At 73.6% G+C, this 20753-nt stretch carries 14 protein-coding genes; 6 read left to right on the top strand and 8 right to left on the bottom strand.

What is annotated here, in order from left to right:
- Positions 1–111: 111 nt before the first annotated feature.
- The gene (locus tag I601_RS04390) at positions 112–2469 is read left to right on the top strand and encodes a molybdopterin cofactor-binding domain-containing protein (protein WP_084527128.1); all 2358 of its coding nucleotides are present in this window, start codon (positions 112–114) and stop codon (positions 2467–2469) included.
- An 11-nt stretch (positions 2470–2480) separates the two neighbouring features.
- A complete protein-coding gene (locus I601_RS04385) occupies positions 2481–2960 on the top strand; it encodes a (2Fe-2S)-binding protein (RefSeq protein WP_068106863.1) in 480 nt (159 codons plus the stop codon).
- A gap of 10 nt (positions 2961–2970) precedes the next feature.
- Here the strand turns inward: I601_RS04385 and I601_RS04380 are convergent, their stop codons facing one another.
- Both I601_RS04380 and I601_RS04375 read right to left on the bottom strand, forming a co-directional pair.
- Positions 2971–4803 (bottom strand): sensor histidine kinase, encoded by a 1833-nt coding sequence (locus I601_RS04380; protein ID WP_157519878.1) that lies wholly within the window; start codon positions 4801–4803, stop codon positions 2971–2973.
- 103 nt (positions 4804–4906) lie between these two features.
- A complete protein-coding gene (locus tag I601_RS04375; protein ID WP_157519876.1) occupies positions 4907–6664 on the bottom strand; it encodes a sensor histidine kinase in 1758 nt (585 codons plus the stop codon).
- Between the two features lie 149 nt (positions 6665–6813).
- On the opposite strand from I601_RS04375, the gene purF reads away from it, so the two are divergent.
- From purF to I601_RS04360, 4 genes are all read left to right on the top strand, one after another.
- A complete protein-coding gene (purF, locus tag I601_RS04370) occupies positions 6814–8361 on the top strand; it encodes an amidophosphoribosyltransferase (RefSeq protein ID WP_068106856.1) in 1548 nt (515 codons plus the stop codon).
- 18 nt (positions 8362–8379) lie between these two features.
- The gene (gene purM / locus I601_RS04365) at positions 8380–9459 is read left to right on the top strand and encodes a phosphoribosylformylglycinamidine cyclo-ligase (protein WP_068106854.1); all 1080 of its coding nucleotides are present in this window, start codon (positions 8380–8382) and stop codon (positions 9457–9459) included.
- A gap of 130 nt (positions 9460–9589) precedes the next feature.
- Positions 9590–9769 carry a DUF3073 domain-containing protein gene (locus tag I601_RS20700; RefSeq protein ID WP_084527126.1) on the top strand — a complete coding sequence of 60 codons (180 nt, stop codon included), beginning with the start codon at positions 9590–9592 and terminating at the stop codon, positions 9767–9769.
- Between the two features lie 216 nt (positions 9770–9985).
- Positions 9986–10960 (top strand): type IV toxin-antitoxin system AbiEi family antitoxin domain-containing protein, encoded by a 975-nt coding sequence (locus I601_RS04360; RefSeq protein WP_068106852.1) that lies wholly within the window; start codon positions 9986–9988, stop codon positions 10958–10960.
- Between the two features lie 147 nt (positions 10961–11107).
- Here I601_RS04360 and I601_RS04355 read toward each other — a convergent pair whose 3' ends face one another.
- The 6 genes from I601_RS04355 to I601_RS04330 all read right to left on the bottom strand — a co-directional run bounded on the left by I601_RS04355 (position 11108) and on the right by I601_RS04330 (position 20743).
- Positions 11108–12214 (bottom strand): Glu/Leu/Phe/Val family dehydrogenase, encoded by a 1107-nt coding sequence (locus I601_RS04355; RefSeq protein WP_068114339.1) that lies wholly within the window; start codon positions 12212–12214, stop codon positions 11108–11110.
- 88 nt (positions 12215–12302) lie between these two features.
- Positions 12303–13547, bottom strand: coding sequence for a hypothetical protein (locus I601_RS04350; RefSeq protein WP_084527124.1), 1245 nt, complete (start codon positions 13545–13547; stop codon positions 12303–12305).
- A 158-nt stretch (positions 13548–13705) separates the two neighbouring features.
- Positions 13706–17137, bottom strand: a complete 3432-nt coding sequence (locus I601_RS04345) for a response regulator (RefSeq protein WP_068106848.1) — start codon at positions 17135–17137, stop codon at positions 13706–13708.
- 103 nt (positions 17138–17240) lie between these two features.
- Positions 17241–17588 (bottom strand): hypothetical protein, encoded by a 348-nt coding sequence (locus I601_RS04340; protein WP_068106846.1) that lies wholly within the window; start codon positions 17586–17588, stop codon positions 17241–17243.
- Between the two features lie 37 nt (positions 17589–17625).
- Positions 17626–17835: a hypothetical protein gene (locus tag I601_RS04335; RefSeq protein ID WP_179948556.1), complete on the bottom strand. Its 210-nt coding sequence runs from the start codon at positions 17833–17835 to the stop codon at positions 17626–17628.
- Positions 17836–18259: 424 nt separating this feature from the next.
- A complete protein-coding gene (locus I601_RS04330) occupies positions 18260–20743 on the bottom strand; it encodes a hypothetical protein (protein WP_068106845.1) in 2484 nt (827 codons plus the stop codon).
- Between the last annotated feature and the right edge of the window lie 10 nt (positions 20744–20753).

Raw genomic sequence — 20753 nt, 5'->3', positions numbered from 1 at the left:
CCGTCTGACAGGACCGAACCCCAGATGTGCGTGAGTGCACTCACACACGGGTAGTGAGGGTCGACCGGCCACGGTCGGCCCGCCATCCACCACATCGGGAGTTCTCGGGACATGACAGCCTCGCCAGACGCAGGAACCAACCAGCCGCCCCCAGCCGCCGACGGACCCGCGCCAGGAGTGGCCCGCCGCTCGTTCCTGGGCTACGTCATCGGCGGCACCACGCTCGTCGCCGCCGCCGATCTCGCGATGGCCCGCCCTGCCCGCGCGGCCGCGGTGCCCTCGCTGCCCCAGGTGCCCGAGCTCTACGACCTCGAGGACCTGCAGAGCGACGCCGCGCTGCCGACCTCGCAGCTGATCACCATCGAGGTGCACGAGGACGGCACGGCCTCCTTCGCGCTGCCGCGCATGGAGGTCGGGCAGGGCATCACCACCTCGACCGCGATGATCATCGCCGAGGAGCTGGACCTGCCGGTCGACAAGGTGCGGGTCAGCCTCGCGCCGGCGCGCCCCGAGCTGGTCTTCAACCAGCTCACCGGCGGCTCCAACTCCACCGTGTCGACCTACACCCCGATCCGCGTGGCCGCCGCCATCGCCCGCGGCGCGCTGCTCGAGGCCGCCGCGCTCCAGCTCGGCTACGCCGTCGAACGGCTGACCTCCAAGGACGGGGTCGTCCTGGGCCCCGGCGGCGAGGCCCTGTCGTACGGCGCCCTGGCCGGCGCCGCGGCGAGCCCGACGACCAAGCAGGTCGACGTGCAGCTCAAGGAGCCCGGCCAGTTCACCCGCATCGGTCGGGCCCGCAACCGCGACGACGCCCGTCTGGCGGTGACCGGGCAGAAGGAGTTCACGCTCGACCTGGAGGTCCCGGGGGCGCTGCCCACGATGCTGTGCCGCCCGCCGACGCTCAACGGCTCGCCGAAGAAGCTGCGCAACACCAAGAAGATCCTGCGGATGCCGGGCGTGAAGAACGTCGCGGTCGTCGACACCGGGGTCGCCGTGCGCGCGAAGACCTTCGGGCAGTGCATCGACGCGATCCGCGCCATGGACGTGGTGTGGAACCCGGGGCCGGTCGAGGGCGAGTCGGACCAGACGATCATGGCCCGGCTCAAGAAGGCCGAGCTGCCGCTGGCGGTGCCGGCGGTGCCGCTGCTGGCCGAGACCGTCGAGGAGCGCTTCGAGTTCATGTTCCGCTCCAGCGCCGCGCTGGAGCCCAACTGCGCCATCGCCGACGTGCGCGCGGACTCGGCCGAGATCTGGGCGGGGTTGAAGGTGCCGATCCTGGCCCAGCAGAACATCGCCCAGGAGCTCGGCATGAGCCAGGACCAGGTGCAGGTCAACGTCATCACCGGCGGCGGCTCCTTCGGGCACAAGCTCTTCAGCGACGCCGCCATCGAGGCGGCGAAGGTGTCCCAGGCGATGGGCAAGCCGGTCAAGCTGATGTGGCACCGCGCCGACGAGCCACGCCAGGGCCGGCTGCACCCGATGGTCACCTCCCGGATCCGGGCCACCGTGCTGGCCGGGGAGGTGCTCACCTTCGAGCAGCGCAACACCAGCGTGGTCACCGACTTCAGCCACGGCCTCGGCGAGATCATCACCTCGACCATCGACGAGGCGCCCACCGAGGTCGGCCGCCGGCTCGGCGGGATGGGCTTCTCGCAGACGATCTTCACCCTCACCCAGGAGCTCGGCTACAACTTCGGGGCCGTCACCCAGCTGCTGAATGAGACCGACGACCGGTTCAACACCGGGTCGATGCGCAACATCTACTCGCCCGACACCCGGGTCGCGGTCGAGCTGGTGGTGGACCGGCTGGCCGCCAAGGTCGGGCTGGACCCGTTGGAGTTCCGGCTCAAGCACGCCAAGAGCCCCAAGGTGCGCAAGGCGCTGGAGAAGGTCGCCGAGGAGGGCGACTGGGGCCGGAAGATGCCGCAGGGCATGGCGCAGGGCATCTCGATCCACCAGGAGTACAAGGGCGCCACCGCCTGCCTGGTCGAGATCGACGTGCGCCCCGAGACGGTCAACCGCACGATCCGCAACGCCGTCACCGGTCCGCGGGTCACCCGGGCGACGTTCGCCGTCGACGCCGGGCTGGTCATCAACCCGCGAGGTCTCCAGGCCCAGATGATGGGCGGCTTCTCCGACGGGCTGGCCCTCACCCTGACCAGCAGCGTGCACTTGCGCGACGGGCACTTCATCGAGGCCAGCTGGGACAACTACTACTACACCCGGCAGTGGAACATCCCGCCCCGCTTCGACTGCTTCGTGCTGCCCTCCGACGACCAGCTGCCGGGCGGTGCCGGCGAGGCCGGCGTCGCCGCGTCGGCCGCTGCGGTGGCCTGCGCCTACACCCGGGCCACCGGCACGATGCCGACCCGCTTCCCCATCAACCACGGCCGGGTCACCTTCAAGCCCAAGTCGTTCGTGCCGTCGGTCCCGAAGTCGCCGACCAACGGCCTCAAGTTCACCTACTAGGAGAGGCCGACATGCCCAAGCAGACCTTCATCCTCAACGGCAAGCCGGTCACCGTGAACGTCAACGACGACGTCCGGGTGCTCTGGGTCCTGCGCGACCTCCTCGGGGTCACCGGACCGAAGTACGGGTGCGGCATCAACGTGTGCAAGGCGTGCACGTCGCACATCAACGGCAAGGCCTTCAACCCCTGCTCGGTCCGGGTCGGTGACCTGGGCCGCGGCGACGAGGTCACCACCATCGAGGGGCTCCCCGACACGGTCGGCGGCGACCTGCACCCGATGCAGGAGGCGTGGATCGACCGCGACGTCCCGCAGTGCGGCTACTGCCAGCCGGGCCAGATCATGGCCGCGGTGGCGCTGGTGCGGAAGGTGCGTCGGGAGGGACGTGAGATCGGCGAGGCCGACCTCGACACCATCCGCAACATCTGCCGGTGCGGCACCTACACCCGCATCCGCGAGGCCGTCGTCCAGGGGGCGCGCGGGATGGCCTGACGCCGGGTCGCTACGCGGTCTGCTCGGAGGCCGGGGGCGTCGTGGGCAGCGTGAGCGTGAAGACGCTGCCCACGCCCGGTGTGGAGTCGACCGCGACGTGCCCGCCCAGGCGGCGTACGACGCGCTCGACGATCGCCAGCCCCAGGCCGGTGCCGGGCAGGCCGGACGCGGCCGGATCGGCGGAGCGGAAGAACTCCTCGAAGAGGTGCTGCTGCTCCACCGCGTCGATCCCGATGCCGTGGTCGACGACCCGCAGCTGCGTGCGCCCTCCCTCGGGTGCGGACAGGTGCACCTCGACGCCGCCGCCGTCGCGGGAGTACTTCACGGCGTTGCTGACCAGGTTGACCACCATCCGCTCGAGGTCGGTCGGCTCGGCGGTCAGCAGCACCGGGTCGTCAGGGACGTGCACCGTCACCCGGACGTCCCGGGCGTCGGCCAGCACGGCCAGTCCCTCGACCGCCTCGGCGACGGCGGTGCGCAGGTCGGACGGGGTCGCCAGCGCCGGGTCGGCCTCCTCGGCGACCCGGGCCAGGGTGAGCAGGTCGGCGACGATGGCGTCGAGGCGTCGGGTGGCCCGCCCGATGCCGTGCAGCGCGCGGTCGACCTGCGGCGTCGTCGACGGCCCCTCGGCGAGGAAGTCCTCCAGCATGTCGAGGTAGCCGCCGGCCGCCGCCAGCGGGTTCTTCAGCTCGTGGGCCATCGTCCCGATGAGCTGCTGCCGGTACGCCGCAGCCTGCCGCTCTCGCTCGAAGCTGCGGGCGTTCAGCACGGCCCGGCCCAGGTCGTGGCCGATGTCGAGCGCGGCGCTGGCCTCCTCGTCGGACCAGTCGCCGCGGTCGCGCCGGAACATCACCAACCGGCCGACGCACTCCGAGCCGGCGCCGAGCGGGGTCAGCAGCAGCGAGGTGTCGCCCTGGGTGTGCAGACCGTCGAGCAGCACCGCGTGCTCCTCGGCGCTCAGCAGCGCCGGGGCGGCGCGGTGGTGGGAGACGATCGCGACCCGCTGCTCGCCCCAGCAGCGTTCGGCGAGCAGTCGCGCCTGGAGCGAGACCTCGTCCAGCCCGTCGGTGTCCTCCCCGGCGAGCAGCCGCACCCGGACGTCGTCGACCCCGAAGCCCTCGCGCACCGTGTCGATGGCGGTCTCGAGCAGGTGGGCCAGGTCGAGGTCGGCGGTGGCGCTGCGCACCACCCGCCGGGCCGCGTCGGCGAGCCGCACCTGCTCGGTCAGGCGCCCGTGCTCGAGGGCCTCGATCATGGCGCGGTTGGCCCGCTCCGCGTGCTGCTCCAGCCGGTGCCGCTGCTCGGGGCCGGGTCGGCGCCCGTCGACGGGGAGGTCGACCCAGACGATGCCCTGCAGGACGTCGTCGAGGTCGACGAGCGGGGCCATCAACAGGTCGCAGGGCTGCCAGCCGTCGGGATCCTCGGGCCGGGGCTCGGAGCCGACCCAGATGTGGTCCATCAGCTCGACGGCCTCCCCGTGCGGCAGGAACCGCAACCGGCCCCACCGCTGTGCCCGCTCGAGCATCTCCATCGCCACCGGCGTCGGTGTGACGTCGCCGGTGAGGGTGTCGCGCGCGTCGTCGTTGCCGTCGACCACGACGAACTCGAGCTCGTCGCTCTCCCGGAACAGGCTGACCGCCGAGAGACGGAACCCGCCGGCGCGCGCCATCTCCGCTGCGATGTCGCCGAGGATCCGGGCCAGCTCGGAGGGGCCACCACCGCGGATCGCGTGCATCGGCGGGCGGACCGGAGCCGGCACGACGGGGGCAGGAGCACCAGCCGGACCAGCAGCCGGGTCGGCCGCAGGACCGGCAGGGACGGCGGTGCGCGAGGGCGGGGTCACGGGCGGCTCCGGCGGTGGGGGCACGGGCCAGGTGCGCGACGACCCGCGGAACCCGATCCTAGGCCCGATGGCGGCGGCGCGTGCCGGGTTCGCGGGACGGGGCTCAGCAGGCGGCGGGGAGCCGGACCCGGAAGGTGCTGCCCTCCCCGAGCCGGGACTCCACCTCGGTGCGGCCCCCGTGCCGCACAGCGATGCGGTGCACGATGTTGAGGCCCAGGCCGGTGCCGGGCTCGGCCAGCGCCACCGGGTTGGTGGAGCGGAAGAACTCCTGGAACAGCTGTGCCTGGTCCGCCTCGGAGATCCCCAGGCCGGTGTCGGTGCACTCGAGCACCACCTCGTGGCCCTCGACGGCCAGGCACAGCGTGATGGTGCCGCCCGCGGGGGTGTACTTGCAGGCGTTGCTGACCAGGTTGGTGACCAGGCGCTCGATCTCCTCCGCCTCGGCCATCGCGACGACCGGGCGGCGGGGGGCCTCGACGACGACGTCGAGGCCCTTCTCGTCCAGGGCGTAGGCCAGGAGCGCGAGCACGTCGGCGACCACCGAGCCGACGTCGACGCGGGTCGGGACCACCGGTCGGTCCGGGTCGCCCACCCGCGCCAGCAGCAGCAGGTCCTCCACCACCCGGGTCATCCGGTGGGCACCGCGCCCGATCGTGGCCACCGAGGGGCCGACGCTGCGGGCCAGCTCCGGCGGCATGTCCTGCACCAGGTCCTCGAGGACCTCCACGTGGCCGAGGACGGCCGTCAGCGGGTTCTTCAGCTCGTGGGAGACGGTCGCGATGAGGCGTCCCTTGTAGGAGTCGATGGCCCGCAGCTCGGCCACCAGCCGCTGCTCGCGCTCGAAGGAGCGGGCGTTGAGCACGACGCGACCCAGGTCGTGGCCGATGTCGAGCGCGGCCGCGCGCTCGGTGGCCGACCAGTCGGGCGCGTCCACCGGCCGGGTCAGGACCAGGTTGCCCAGCGCCTCGGGCCCGGCCCCGATCGGCACCAGGAGCAGCGAGCCGACCGCGATCGACTCCAGGAACGCGAGGCTCTCCTGGGCGTCGACGTGGGAGAGCGCGGAGGCGGAGGCGGGGGCGTGGTGCGGCGAGAGCACCTGGGCCTGCTGCAGCAGCCAGGCCGCGCGCGCCACCCGTTCGGCGACCCGCACCAGCCGCCCCGGCAGGCGCACCTCGGTGTCGTCGAGGGCGACCACGCGCCCGGTGCCGTGCCCGTCACCGTCGAAGAGCTGCAGCCAGGCGCCCACGGCACGGAACCCCTGCATCAACGCATCGGCGCTGGCCCCGAGGACCTCGTCGATCCCGAGGTCGGCCGGCGCGTTCCGCACGATCTGGCGTGCCGCCGAGGCCAGGCGGACCTGCTCGGCGAGCTCCTCGCGCTCGAGGGCGAGGACCGCGGCCCGGGCGGCCTGCTCGGCGTACGCCGCCAGCACCCGCTGCTGCTCCGGGCCCGGTCGCCGCCCGTCCTCGGGCAGGTCCAGCGACAGCAGGCCCAGCAGCTCGCCGTCGCGCCCGTAGAGGGGCGCGCACAGGGCGTCCATGGGGTGCCAGGCGTCCGGGCCCTGAGCCGCCTCGATGTCGGGGACCCAGCCCCACATCTCGGCGTCGCCGGGCATGGCCTCGTGCGGCACGAAGCGCAGCGGGCCCCAGTGCTCGGCGACCTCGAGCTCGCCCAGGATCGTCGTGAGCGGCGTCCGGGAGCCCAACAGCTGCTCGCGGGCACCGTCGTCGCCGACGACCGCCACCATCTCCAGCTCGTCGCCGCGGACCAGCCCCACCGCGGCGACCCGGAAGCCGACCATGCGGGTGACGCCCTCGACGAGCAGCTCGAGCACGTCGGTCCCCGGAGGAGCCGGTTCCACGCCCGGCCAGGCTCGCTCGGTCACAGCTCCCCGTCCGGTGTGCGCGTCTCGGTCAGCCTCCCCCCGAGGGCCGGGCCCAATCCTAGGCGGAGGTCCGCGCCTCGGGAGGCGAATCGGTGAGGGATGGCCGGGACCGTAGACTGTGGGCCGTGCCCTTCCAGAGCAGCGGCAGCACCCGTCAAGGCGGAGACGGGCGACTGACCGACGCCCTCGACCCGCAGGACCAGGGTCCCCAGGACGCCTGCGGCGTCTTCGGTGTCTGGGCCCCCGGTGAGGACGTCTCGAAGCTGACCTACTTCGGTCTCTACGCGTTGCAGCACCGCGGCCAGGAGTCCGCCGGCATCGCCGTCAGCAACGGCCGCCAGATCCTGGTCTACAAGGACATGGGCCTGGTCTCGCAGGTCTTCGACGAGACCACCCTCGCCTCCCTCAAGGGCCACCTCGCCGTCGGGCACTGCCGCTACTCCACCACCGGTGCGAGCACCTGGGAGAACGCGCAGCCGACCTTCCGGCCCACGCCGGACGGCTCCATCGCCCTGGGCCACAACGGCAACCTGATCAACACCGCCGAGCTGGCCGAGGCGGTCGCCGCGCTGCCCGGACCCGACGGTGAGCTCGAGCTGCAGCGCCCGGTGGAGACGTCGACCAACGACACCAGCCTGGTCACGGCCCTGCTGGCCCACCACCCGGACTCCACGCTGGAGGAGCGGGCGCTCGAGGTGCTCCCGATGCTGCGCGGCGCCTACTGCTTCGTGTGGATGAACGAGGGCACCCTGTACGCCGCCCGCGACCCGCAGGGCATCCGCCCGCTGGTCCTGGGTCGCCTCGACCGCGGCTGGGTGGTCGCCTCGGAGGACGCCGCCCTGGCCACCATCGGCGCCAGCCGGGTGCGCGAGGTCGAGCCCGGCGAGATGCTCGTCATCGACGGCGACGGGCTGCGCTCGCACACCTTCGCCGAGCCGGAGCGCAAGGGCTGCGTGTTCGAGTACGTCTACCTGGCCCGCCCCGACGCCACCATCGCCAACCGGTCGGTCCACGAGGCGCGGGTCGAGATGGGCCGCGAGCTCGCGCGCCAGTTCCCCGTCGACGCCGACATGGTGATGCCGGTGCCGGAGTCGGGGACGCCGGCCGCCGCCGGCTACGCCGAGGAGTCCGGCATCCCCTTCGGGCAGGGCTTCGTCAAGAACGCCTACGTCGGACGCACCTTCATTCAGCCCAGCCAGACGCTGCGCCAGCTCGGCCTGCGCCTCAAGCTCAACGCCCTCGAGCACCAGATCCGCGGCCGCAGGCTCGTGGTGGTCGACGACTCGATCGTGCGCGGAAACACCCAGCGCGCCCAGGTGCGGATGCTGCGCGAGGCGGGCGCCCTCGAGGTGCACGTGCGGATCTCCTCGCCGCCGGTGCGCTGGCCCTGCTTCTACGGCATCGACTTCGCCACCCGCGCCGAGCTGATCGCCAACGGCATCGACACCGACGAGATCGCCGCCAGCGTCGGCGCCGACAGCCTGGGCTACATCTCGCTCGAGGGCATGATCGCCTCGACCGGGCAGCCCACGTCCTCGCTGTGCACGGCCTGCTTCACCGGGGAGTACCCCGTCGAGCTGCCCGACGAGTCGCTGCTCGGCAAGCACCTGCTCGAGGCGAGCCTCAGCTCGCCCGCCCTGGGCCGTGCGCTGCCCGTCCTGAACAACCCGTGAGCGGCCAGGAGGCCTGACGTGACCGAGACCAACGCCTACGCCCGCGCCGGTGTGAACATCGAGGCCGCCGACACGGCCATCGAGCTCATGAAGGGCTGGGTCGCCCGGGCCTCGCGTCCCGAGGTCATCGGCGGGCTCGGCGGGTTCGCCGGACTCTTCGACGCCTCCGCGCTGACCCGCTACACGCGGCCGCTGCTGGCGACCTCCACCGACGGGGTCGGCACCAAGGTCGCCATCGCGCAGGCGATGGACGTCCACGACACCATCGGTCGCGACCTCGTCGGCATGGTCGTCGACGACCTCGTCGTCTGTGGCGCCGAGCCGCTCTTCATGACCGACTACATCGCCACCGGCCGGGTCGTCCCCGAGCGGATCGCCGCGATCGTCAAGGGCATCGCCGAGGGCTGCCTCGAGGCCGGCTGCGCGCTGGTCGGCGGCGAGACCGCCGAGCACCCCGGGCTGCTGGCCCCCGACGAGTACGACGTCGCCGGCGCCACGACCGGTGTCGTGGAGGCCGACCGCCTCCTGGGGCCGGCGCGCGTGCGCCCCGGGGACGTGGTGCTGGCCATGGAGGCCAGCGGCCTGCACTCCAACGGCTACTCGCTGGTGCGCCACGTGCTGCTCGCCCCGCCCGACCGGGGCGGTGCCGGGTGGGCGCTGGACCGCGACGTGCCCGAGCTCGGCCGGACCCTGGGCGAGGAGCTCCTCGAGCCGACCCGCATCTACGCCAAGGCCTGCCTCGACCTGGCCGCCCGCACCGGGGTGCACGCCATGTCGCACGTCACCGGTGGCGGTCTGGCCGCCAACCTGGAGCGGGTGATGCCCGCCGAGCTGGTCGCCACGCTCGACCGCGCCACGTGGACCCCGCAGCCGGTCTTCGACCTGGTCCGCCAGGTCGGGTCGGTGTCCCAGCCCGACCTCGAGGCCACCTTGAACTGCGGCGTCGGCATGGTGGCGCTGCTGCCCGCCGACGACGTCGACACCGCGGTGGCGGTGCTCGCCGGGCACGGCGTACGGGCCTGGGTGGCGGGCGAGGTGCGTGCCTCCGCGGACCGTGGTGGACGCGTCGACCTGGTGGGCCAGCACCCCGGTTGGTGAGCCCCACAGCCCGGTGGGAGGCCCGGGTGTGCGAGATCGACCCCTCAACAGGTAGCGTTGCACTCACGAGAGTTGAGAGACCGCCCGGGAGCCACAGAGCCCCGGCCAAGCGTGCAAGGGGGCTAACCCTATGGGGCGCGGCCGAGCTAAGGCCAAGCAGACGAAGGTCGCTCGCGACCTGAAGTACCGCACTCACGAGACGGACTTCGGGGCGCTGGCCCGTGAACTGCATGGCAGCGATGATGGCAACGACACCGAGCGTGTCGAAGAGTCGGATGACGGGCCGGGTTACGACCCGCGCCGTGACTGACACCTGAGGCCTTCGGGCCCTTGAGCAGTTTCCCCGGGTACCCGGGGATTCCGTAGGCGTTGGGGTGTTGCATCACCCCAACGCCTACGGTTCTACCTGCACGCCTCGCCGCGGCCCCGGTCCTCCGGGCGGGCGCGTCGTGCAGGTCGCGTCGACGTCGTCCACAGGCGGCGACGCCGCAGGTGTCGGGCTCCCGAGCAGGGGCACAACGCCCTCATGGGACCCAACGACCTCAGCCGACGCCGCGACCACGACGCACGCCAGACGCCGATCCGGCTGCGCCGCGAGCTGTGCGAGAGCGGCATGTCGGACGCCAACATCCGCCACGAGGTGCATGCGGGTCGACTGACCCGGGTGCGCCACGGTGCCTATGTGGACACCGCTGCCTGGGAGGCCCTCACCGGCGACGGGCGGCACGAGGTGCTGACGCGCGCCGTGCTGCGCCAGGCGCGTGCCCCGGTGGTGGTCTCGCACACCTCGGCGCTGCCGTTGTACGCCGCGCCCACCTGGGGGATGGACCTCAGCGAGGTGCACGTGACCCGGTGCGACGCGAAGGCGGGTCGCCACGACGCGGGCACGGTCCAGCACTGCGGGCTGGTCCGCGAGGGGGACGTGGAGACCCACCACGGGGTCCCGGTGATGTCGCCGACCCGGGTGGCGCTCGAGGTGACCACCGTCGCGGAGCGCACGCCCGCCCTCGTGGTCGTCAACGACCTGCTGCACCGCGGGCTCACGACCCAGGAGCAGCTCGAGGAGCGCTACGCAGCCGGCATCGAGCAGTGGGCCCACACGCTCGCGACGGACCTCGTGCTCCGTCTGGCCAACCCGGCGTGCGAGTCGGTGGCCGAGAGCCGCGCCTGGGCGTTCTTCTTCGAGCAGCACCTCCCACGACCCGAGGCGCAGTACCCGGTCACGGGCCCGGGCGGTGAGCTGGTGGCCCGGCTCGACTTCGCGTGGCCGGAGCTCAAGGTGTGGGTCGAGATCGACGGCAAGGTCAAGTACCTGCAGCCGTGGCGGCCCGGTCAGAGCGCCGAGGACGTGGTGATCGCCGAGAAGCTGCGGGAGGACCGGGTGCGCGAGCTGACCGGCTGGCGCTGCATCCGGATCACCTGGGACGACCTGGCCCACCCCGAGCGCCTCGCGGCCCGGCTGCGTGCCGCCCTGTTCCCCGCCGGCGGCTGGGTCGCCTGACCCGACCCACGACCCGGCGTACGACGCCGCGGTGGGCTGCGCCGTCGTACGGACCGAGGCGTGGGAGTGAACCTGTAGGCGTTGGGGGGTTGCATCACCCCAACGCCTACGGTTTCCCCGGGTACCCGGGGAATCCGCAGACCGGCCTCAGCCCACCCAGATCGAGCGCAACCGCCCGACGTCGCGCATCCGGACCTCGGCGATCCGGTCGGCGGCGAGGGCGGGGGAGATGTGCTCGGCCTCGGCGTGGGCGAGGATCGCGAGGGTGGTGTCGAAGATGGCGGTGGCACGCTGGTGGGCGCGGTCGAAGCTGAACCCGGCGGGGTCGAGCTCGTCGGCGACCTGGATCAGCCCGCCGGCGTTGACGCAGTAGTCGGGGGCGTAGACGATGCCGCGGTCGGTCAGCGCCTTCTCCACACCCGGGTGGGCCAGCTGGTTGTTGGCGGCGCCGCAGACCACCCGGGCGGCCAGCACGTCGACGACGGCGTCGGAGATCGCCCCGCCCATGGCGCAGGGCGCGTAGACGTCGAGCGCCGAGGTCACGAGCTCCTCGGTGGAGGTCACGGCTCGGACCCCGGGGTGCGCGGCCAGCACGGCGTCGACGGCGGGGCCGTGCACGTCGGTGACGACCACGTCGGCGCCGTCCTCGACGAGGTGGCGCACCAGGTGGTGGCCGACCTTGCCGACGCCGGCGACACCGACGGTGCGCCCCGACAGCGTCGGCTCGCCCCACGCGACCTGGGCGGCGGCCCGCATCCCCTGGAAGACGCCGTACGCCGTGAGCACCGAGCTGTCGCCAGCGCCGCCGTGCGCGACCGTGCGACCGGTGACGTAGTCGCACTCACGGGCGATGTCGTCCATGTCGACCGAGCAGGTGCCGATGTCGCAGGCGGTGCGGTAGCGCCCGCCGAGGGTCTGCACGAAGCGGCCGTAGGCCCGCAGCAGGGCCTCGGACTTCACCGTGGCCGGGTCGCCGATGATGACGGCCTTCCCGCCGCCGAGGTCGAGCCCGGCGAGCGCGGCCTTGTAGGACATGCCGCGGGACAGGTCGAGCACGTCGCGCACCGCGTCGTCGGTGCTGGCGTAGGGGTAGAAGCGGGTGCCGCCGAGCGCCGGGCCCAGGGCGGTCGAGTGGATCGCGATGATGGCGCGCAACCCGGTGGCGGGGTCGTTCGCGAACACGACCTGCTCGTGCTCGGCGCCGAGCTCGAAGACGTCGACGGAGGTGCTGGGCAGGTGGTGGGGCACGGACATGGTGAGCCGCTTTCTCGTCGGGGCCACGGGGGTGGTGTGGCGGTCGGTGGTGAGGCCGGCAGGGGTGACGCAGGTCTCATCCACCAGCCTACGTCGCGGGGTCGGCCTCCAGGACGATCAGGTCCCCGTGGCTGCCGTAGCCGACCACCCGGCCGCCGACGCCGCGTCCGTTGAAGGTGATCATCAGCCACCGCCCGTCGGGCAGCGCGGCCAGCGTCGGCCACGGGATGTTGGTCGAGTACGGCGCGTCCAGCACCCCGGTCCCGCGCAGGTCGAGGTCGAGCACGGGGTACTGCTCGCGGTGCCGACGGGGCCCGTCGCGCCCGTCGCTGGCCAGCACCCGCCACCCGCCGGCCCAGTGCACCAGCGTGGTGCCCTCGGTGGCCCGCCGCTCCGGGGCCGCCGCCCGCAGCGCGAGGTCGTCGAGGGTCGGCCCGCCGGCGAGCACCGGGTGGAAGTCGAAGAACCTGCGGGCGCTGACGTAGCCGACCAGCCACTGCGGCCCGTCGCCGAGGTCGGCGCGCACCAGGTGCGGGTCCCACACGCCCACGGAGCTGAACCCGTCGGTCGGCAGCGGCAGCGGTGCGGTGTCGAGCACGTGCCGGCCGTGCAGCAGGTCGGCCCGGGAGCGCGCCAGCGTGACGGCCACCGTCGCGTCGGGGTCGGTGCGCTCGAAGTCGCCCCACGTGCTGGTGGCCACCAGCCAGTCGTCGTCGTCGCGCACCAGGTGCGTGGCGTGGTCGCCGAAGACCCCGGGGCGGTCCGGCCGGCGGAAGAACAGGTCAGCGGTGTGGGTGAGCCGGTGGCCGTCGAGCTCGAGGCGCCACACGGAGGTGTGCGCGGTCCCGAAGAACCCCGGACCGGCGCTCGTCGCGGTGAGCCACAGGTGCGTCCCGGGCGCCCCGGGACCGGCGGCGTACGGCGTGCCGTCGGCGTGCGTGACCAGCCTCAGGTCGCGCAGCCCGAGCTGGCCGAAGCCTCCGGCGCGCAGGCCGTGCACGACACCGGTGTGCGCGACCTCCAGGGCGGCCAGCCAGGACTCGTCGCGCGACCGCTGTCCCGCCGCTCCGGTGCCCTCGGCCCCGAGGTCGACGCGGCCGTGGGCGGTCCAGCCGGTGCCGTCGTCGCCGAGCACGACCGCCTCGGTGCCGGTCAGCGTCAGCGCCAGCCGCTCGAGCTCACCGGCGCGACCGGAACGACGGCTCTGGTGCCGGCTGGTGCCGGCGGGGGTGATGACCTCGAGGCCGCACACCCCGTCGTCGTACGTCGCCTCCACCCACAGGTCGTCGGCGCCGAGCCGGAGCCGGACGGGGCCGGTGCCGGCGGGGCGCACCTCGACCGCGGTGCAGGGTGCGGGCTGCGGCAGGGGGTGCCGCGACGCCGCCCCGGGGGCGGGCTCGTCGACCTGGACCAGCCCGGGTGCGACGAGGTCGATCGGGCGCCGCCGGGCGACCTCCTCGAAGCGGCCCGGTGCCGCGGGGTCGGGCGGGCTCAGGGCCGCACCGTCCGGCGCAGCTCCTCGACGGCGCGGGCGACCTCGACCTCCAGCTCGGTGAGCATCCCGTCGGCGTCGTCGGTCCGCCCGGCGTGCGCGTGCGCCTCGAGGGCCGCGGCGACCGCGGAGACACGGGGCAGCCCCAGGTTGAGGGCGCTGCCCTTGACCAGGTGGGAGGCGGTGAAGGCGCGGTTGGCGTCGCGGGCCTCGACCGCGTCGCGGATGCCGGTGACCTGCGCGTCGATGCGCGAGGAGAACGAGCGCGCGGTGCGGTCGAAGAAGCTGGTGCCGTCCTTGACCAGCTCGTCGAGGATCCGGCGGCGCGCCAGGTCGATGACCGGCAGGTCCTCGGAGGCGGCGACCACCGGGCCGGAGGCCGGCTCGAACGCGGGCTCGACAGCGGGCTCGACAGCGGGCTCGCTGGCCGTGTCCCCGGTGGTGTCACCGGGCGCGAGCGCCGCAGGGGCGGGGGCCGGGTCGTTGGTCCAGCGTCGCACCACGTCCTCGAGCGCCGTCGGGTCGACCGGCTTGGTCAGGAAGTCGTCCATCCCGGACTCGAGGCACCGCTCCCGCTCGCCCTCGAGGGCGGAGGCCGTCATCGCGATGATGGGCACCCGCTGGTCGTGCGGCTCGCGGGCGCGGATCACCTCGGTGGCCTCGAACCCGTCCATGGTGGGCATCCGGCAGTCCATCAGCACCAGGGAGTAGCCGTGCTCGCCCCGCAGCGCCTCGACGGCCGCGAGCCCGTCGTCGGCGACGTCGACGTGCAGACCCAGGGACTCCAGCAGCCCGGTGGCCACGAGCTGGTTCACGGGGTTGTCCTCGACGACGAGGACCGAGAGGTCCAGGGAGGGCACCACGACGCGGCGCAGCGTGCGGTGCACGGGCTCGTGGGCGCGCCCGGTGGCTGCGATCAGGGCGTCGTACAGCTCGGCGTGCCGCACCGGCTTGTTGAGGGTCGTGACGATGCCGGCCGCCCTGGCGTCGCGGGGGCTCACCGCCTGGTCGGAGGTCAGCAGCAGCATCCGGACGTCGGCGATGTCCGGGTCGTGGTGGATGATCCGGGCCAGCTCCAGCCCGTCGATGCGGGGCAGCACCAGGTCGAGCAGGGCGACGGTGAACGGGGCCCCGGCCTCCTGGGCCTCGCGCAGCGCTGCGAGCGCCTCGGCCGGGGTCGAGACGGCCACCGGGCGCAGCTGCCACGCCGCGAGCTGCTCGGTGAGGATGAACCGGTTGGTCTCGTTGTCGTCGACCACGAGCACCCGCTCGTCGCGCAGCGACCGGGTCCGGGGGTCGGGGCGACGCAGCGTGGCGGTGGTGGGCTCCAGGACGGCGGTGAACGAGAACGTGCTGCCCTCGCCGGGCACGCTGGCCACCTGGATGCGACCCTGCATCGCCTCGACGAGCTGCTGGGAGATGGCCAGGCCCAGACCGGTGCCGCCGTGCCGTCGGGTGGTGGAGAGGTCGGCCTGGGTGAAGGCGTCGAAGAGGCCGGCCTGGGCCTCGGGCGCGATCCCCACGCCGGTGTCGGAGACGTCGACGCCCAGCAGCACGGCGTGCTCGTCGCTGCGCTCGACCCGCGCACGGATGGTGACCTCGCCGCGCTCGGTGAACTTCACGGCGTTGGAGCCGAGGTTGGTCAGGACCTGCCCGAGACGCGTCGGGTCGCCGCGCAGGAACTCCGGCACGTCGGGGTGGCAGGACACGACGAGCTCGAGGCCCTTCTCGTGCGCCGGACCGCTGAGCACGGCGGCGGACTGCTCGAAGACGGTGCGGACGTCGAAGTCGACCTCCTCCAGCTCCAGCTTGCCGGACTCGATCTTCGACAGGTCGAGGATGTCGTTGATGATCGCCAGCAGCGACAGCCCGGCGCTCTGCACACCCGCGGCGAGGCGGTGCTGGTGGTCGTCGAGCTCGGTGCGCAGCAGCAGCTCGTTGAGCCCGATGACGCCGTTCATGGGGGTGCGGATCTCGTGGCTCATCGTCGCCAGGAACTCCGACTTCAGGCGCGAGGCCTCCACCGCGGCGTCCCGCGCCGCGGCCACGGCGACGGCGTCGCGCTCGCGGGTGGCGACGATGCCCAGCTGGTGGGCGATCTGCAGGGCGAGCCGCTGCTCGTCGTCGTCCGCGGCAGCGACCCCCGGTCCGGCCATGGCCTCGAGGACGGCTACGACCTCGTCGCCGGCCCGCACCGGCACGGCCACGACGCGGCGCGTGGCCCCGTCCGGGGCGTCGTACGGCGCGGCCTCGACGCCGACGACCGGCGCCCGGGTGCGCCACGCCTCCCGCGCCAGGCCCGGGTCGGGGGTGCCGGGCGTGCGGTGCCCGAGCTCGGGGTGCAGGAGCGTCAGGACCGGGCCCGCGACACCGACGACCGCTTCCACCTCGTCGTCGCCCGACCCGGCGGGCTCGTCCTGCTCGGCGGTGACCCGGTAGGCCGCCACCGGCTCCCAGTCGGTGTGCTCGAGCAGGGCGGTGCTGACCAGCTCGATCGCCGCTTCCAGGGTGGACGCGCCGTTCGCAGCCGCGGCCAGCTCCTGCAGCAGGTGCATGCGGCGGGTCGCCTCGGTGGCCAGCTGCTGGGTGCGGTGCAGCTCGGTGACGTCGGCGGTCGTGCCACTCATCCGCAGCGGCTGCCCGCTGACGGGGTGCCGGGTGATCCGCCCGCGGCCGTGGATCCAGCGCACCTCGCCGGAGGGTCGGACCGCGCGCGCGTCGAACTGGAAGCTCGAGGCGTCGCCGAAGGTCGCTCGGATGAGCGCGTCGACGCGACCTCGGTCCTCGGCGTGCAGCCGGTCCAGGAAGCCCTGATAGGTCGCGACGTGGTCGGCGGGCTCGATGTCGTAGATGCGGTAGAGCTGGTCGGACCAGGTGACGTCGTCGTTGACGACGTCCCAGCTCCAGCTGCCGATGCCCGAGATCTCCTGGGCCTCGGCGAGCTGGCGCTCGCGCTCGGTGACCTCGAGGAGGAGCCGGTGGGTGTCGTCGCGGGCCGAGCGCCGCGGCGCGGCCTCCGGGGCAGCGCCCGCTCGTGCGGGCTCGGCGGGACCGGGAGACGCGGGGGTGACCCGGTGCAACCACCGGGTGGGGCCGCCGCGGCCGTTGTCGTCGCGCACCGGCGCATAGCTGACCAGCACCGGCACCAGCGTCCCGTCGCCCTGGCGCAGGTGCATCGGGACGTTCTCGCGACCCCGGCTGGCCCGGGCCAGCAGGCCCAGGTGGCGGCGTACGCGGTCGCGGGCGGCGCTCGGGAACGCCTCGTGCGCCGCCATGCCCGTGAGGTCGGCCCCGGGCCGCGCCAACAGCTCGGCGAGACGGGCGTTGGCCCAGACGGTGGTGCCGTCGGGCTCGAGCAGCCACAGGCCGTCGGTGCTCGCGGCCACGAGGGCGCCCCAGGAGACGGGCGCGTCGTCTGCTGCTGCGACCACGTGTCTCCTCCCGGGGGTGCCTGGCTGCGTCGTCCGTGCGCTCACGGGTGCCTGTGTGGTGACAGCGCCACGGTACTCAACACTCGCGGTCCGGTGGGGTGGATCAGGTCAGTGTGACGACCACGCCGACCACGCCGGGCAGGGTGCCCAGGAGCAGCCACGGCGAGAGCACCGGTCGACGGTGGATCGCCAGCCCGGTCGCGACGGCCAGCACACCGAGGATCCCGGCGATGACCTCGAGGCCGATGACGGGCACCAGCTGGTCGCCCTCGACGTACCAGGCCGCGAGCAGCAGCCCGAGGCTCAGGTGCAGGATCGTCGTCCCCGCCAGCACCGACATCACCCACTGCTGCACGCGGCTCAACGAGGCCTTGCTCGGCGGGGGCGGCGGGTTGTCCGGGTCGATGAGGTGGCGGCGGCGTGGGCGGGCGGGGGACTCCGGAGTGGGCATGGTGCCGCCATGGTCCCACGGTCCCGGGGGCGGACCCTCAGCTGGAGGGCTCGGGCACCTTGCAGTCGATCTTCGGGTTCACGCCCGCGTAGTTGAGCGGCCCGGCGATGATGGTGACCGCCGTCGTGCCGGCGCTCTTGCAGCTGACCTCCTGGTCGTCGCCGAAGTAGCCGCGCTGGAACGCCGCTGCCGCCCCGATCACGAGCCAGATGACGATGACGGCTCCGATGATGCCTCGCATGGTCATGCCTCCTCCTGCGCCCGCGGCGCTCGCCCCGAGGTTCTCGTCTCCGGGCGCGGGACGCAACGCACGTGCGGGTGAGGTCGCCCCGGGTGGAGGCGAGCAGCGGCCGGGGCGTGCGGCGCGGCGCCGGTGGTGCAGATGTGACCGAAGGGGTGGGCCGCGTGGCGACGCGACAGGGCAGGTTGAACCCGTCACGATCAGGGGCAGGGTCCTGTCCGGGTCCCTGCACCCCCGTCCCGAGGAGGAACCATGAACACTCGCACCATCGCCGTCGCTGCTCTCGTCATCGCAGTCGTGATCCTGCTGTTCCTGCTGCTCTGAGCCACCGGGCCCGGACGAACCACGGGCCCCCACCGACGACGCCGGCTCGACCGGCGGTCTCGGTGGGGGCCCGTGGTCGTTCCGGACCATGCCCGGGCGACAGGCCTCAGGGCGTGGCGCTGGTCGTCCCCGAGCCCGCCGTCCCGGAGGACGCAGCCGCCGACGTGGTCGCGCTCGCCGTCGGGGACGGGGACCCGCTCGGGCTGCCGGACGGGCTGCTCGAGGTCGACGCGGAGGGACTGGCGCTGGGGCTGCTGGTCGCGCTGCCCGAGGGGCTGGTGCTCCCGCTGGCCGAGGGGCCCGAGGTCGGGCCGGCCGATCCGCTGGGGCCCGGGCTCCCGCTGGTCCCGTCGCTGGCCCCGTCGCTGGCCCCGGCACTGGGACTGCCGCTCGCTCCCGGGCTGGGGGAGCCGCTCTCCGCCCCGTCCGGCGTCAACGGCCCCTGCTCGGCCTCCACCACGGCGAGGATCTGCTCCTCGAAGTCGGTGAGCTGGGCCTGGATCTGGTCGAGGGGGACCGAGCCGATGTTGCGGCCGAAGTCGGTGGCCGCGGCCCAGATCTCCTCGATGCGGGCCGTGGACTCCTCGCTGAGCGGTCCGTCGAGGGTGACGAAGAGCTGCACGGCGAGCGAGAACGTCAGGCAGCTCGTGCAGTCGTAGTTGACCGCGACCGAGGTGTTCTGCGGCACCGCGACGTTGGCGTCGCCGACCACGAGGACCACCTGGAAGGCCACCGCCACCGCCGCGCACCGATCGCAGCTGGCAGCGGCGTAGGCCTCGTTGGTGTTGGTCAGCGGCTCGTCGCCGTCGGCCCAGACCAGCGCGAACGCCACCGAGTACGCCGCGGTCTCGTCGGTGGTGTTCGCGGCGAGCGCCTGGTTGTCCCCGGGGTCCGGGGCCAGGGGCTCGTCGAAGGGGAAGATCCAGGTGTCCCCGCCGGCCTGCTCGACGTCGCCGGCCTCGAGGTCCGCATCGAGATCACCGGCCTCGGCGTCGCTGCCGTCCACCGCACTCGGGGCGTCGGCCTCGGCCGGGGCCTCGGAGGGCACCATCACGGCCGCCAGCGTCGGCCGCTCACGGGTGGGTGCCGGCGCGTCGTCGGGCAGGTAGATGGTGCCGCTGCCGCGCGCGCCCACCTGGTAGCCGGCGGGCGGGCGGGCGAGGGCGACGGCATCGGTCAGGGTGCCGCCCTCCCAGGCCTGCACCGGTCGGTAGCGCTCCTCCTGCGGCCACCAGGCCAGGGCCAGCGCAGCCAGGACGGCCAGTGCCACGACGACCGCGAGGCTGCGGCGCACCGGGCGGCCCCGGGTGCGCCGCCACGTCGCCGTCCCGATCTGGCGCACCAGGCGGACGAGCAGGTAGCCGATCGCCAGCACCGGCAGCAGGACCACGACCATCGCCAGCGCGTGCGCCGTCGACTCCAGGAGCGTGGGGTCGCTGGTGCCGCCCAGCATCGCGCGCCGCTGCGCGTCGGCGGAGGCGAGCGCCGTCCCGACGATGCGGGGCAGGGTGAGGACCAGCAGGACCAGCACGCCCAGCAGCACCGGCACCACGGTCAGGACCCACACGGTGACCACCGCGCGTGCCCACGGCTTGAGGGCCCGGGCCTCGGGCTCGGTCTTGCGCCAGGGCACCAGCGCGCGCAGGGTGGGGCCGATGCGCTGGAAGAGGTCGGGCACGCCGGTGAGGTCGGCGAGCACGTGGTAGCCGTCGAAGCGGACCAGGGGCAACAGCTGGCGCAGCATCTGCAGGATCTGGGTGGCGACGACCAGCAGCACGGCGTCGTAGCCGCTGGCCCACCACACGCCCATCGTGGCAACCACGACGATCGCGTTGAAGTACAGCCCGCCGAGGTCGGTGCGCAGCCGCCCCGCTCGACCGAGACGGTAGGAGTCGGTGACGTCGGTGTAGAAGGCGGGCCACACCAGGTAGAGCCCGGCACCCATCACTCCCGGGTCGGCGCCGCCCCGGCGGGCCGCCGCAGCGTGGCCGAACTCGTGGAAGCCGCCCGAGAGGACCGTCACGCCCAGCACCACCAGGAGCAGCCCGGGGCGGGCGAACGCCTCGTGGGTCGCCGAGGCGAGGCCCTTGACGACCAGCACCCAGACGCAGATCGCGGCGAAGCCCAGCACCACCGGCACGCTGATGAGCGGGTGGAAGAGACGGGCGAACGGGGCGGTGATCCGGCGGGTGCGCTCGGGGTCGGTGACGGTGACCTTGAGGCGCAGGGCCAGCAGCGGGTTGCTGCGCCGCAGCACCGGATCGGCGCCGTCGGCGCGCACGGCCAGCCCCAGCTCGCGCAGCTTGTCGACCAGGGTGGCGACGTTGTCGGCGGTGACCGGTCGCCCGGTGGTCGTGTGGACCTCCTCGGCGACCGCCGCGAGGTCGCGGCGGCCGTCGAGGGAGGCGAGCACGGCGTACAGCAGCGGGGTGAGCTGGACGGTCTGCCCGTCCCCGCGGCGGGCGAGCGAGGGTGGGGTCCGGTAGCCCGATCCCTCCATCTCGCCGATGAGCTGGATGCCGTCGGCGCGCCGCAGCCCCTTCGGTGTGTCGGTGAGCGGGGTCTGCGGCGGGTCGGTCTGCTGGGTCACCGGTGTGCCG

The organism is Nocardioides dokdonensis FR1436 (genome assembly GCF_001653335.1).
Classification (GTDB): domain Bacteria; phylum Actinomycetota; class Actinomycetes; order Propionibacteriales; family Nocardioidaceae; genus Nocardioides; species Nocardioides dokdonensis.
Note: the sequence above shows the minus strand (reverse complement) of the source record. Positions and strands in the feature narration are given on the sequence as shown.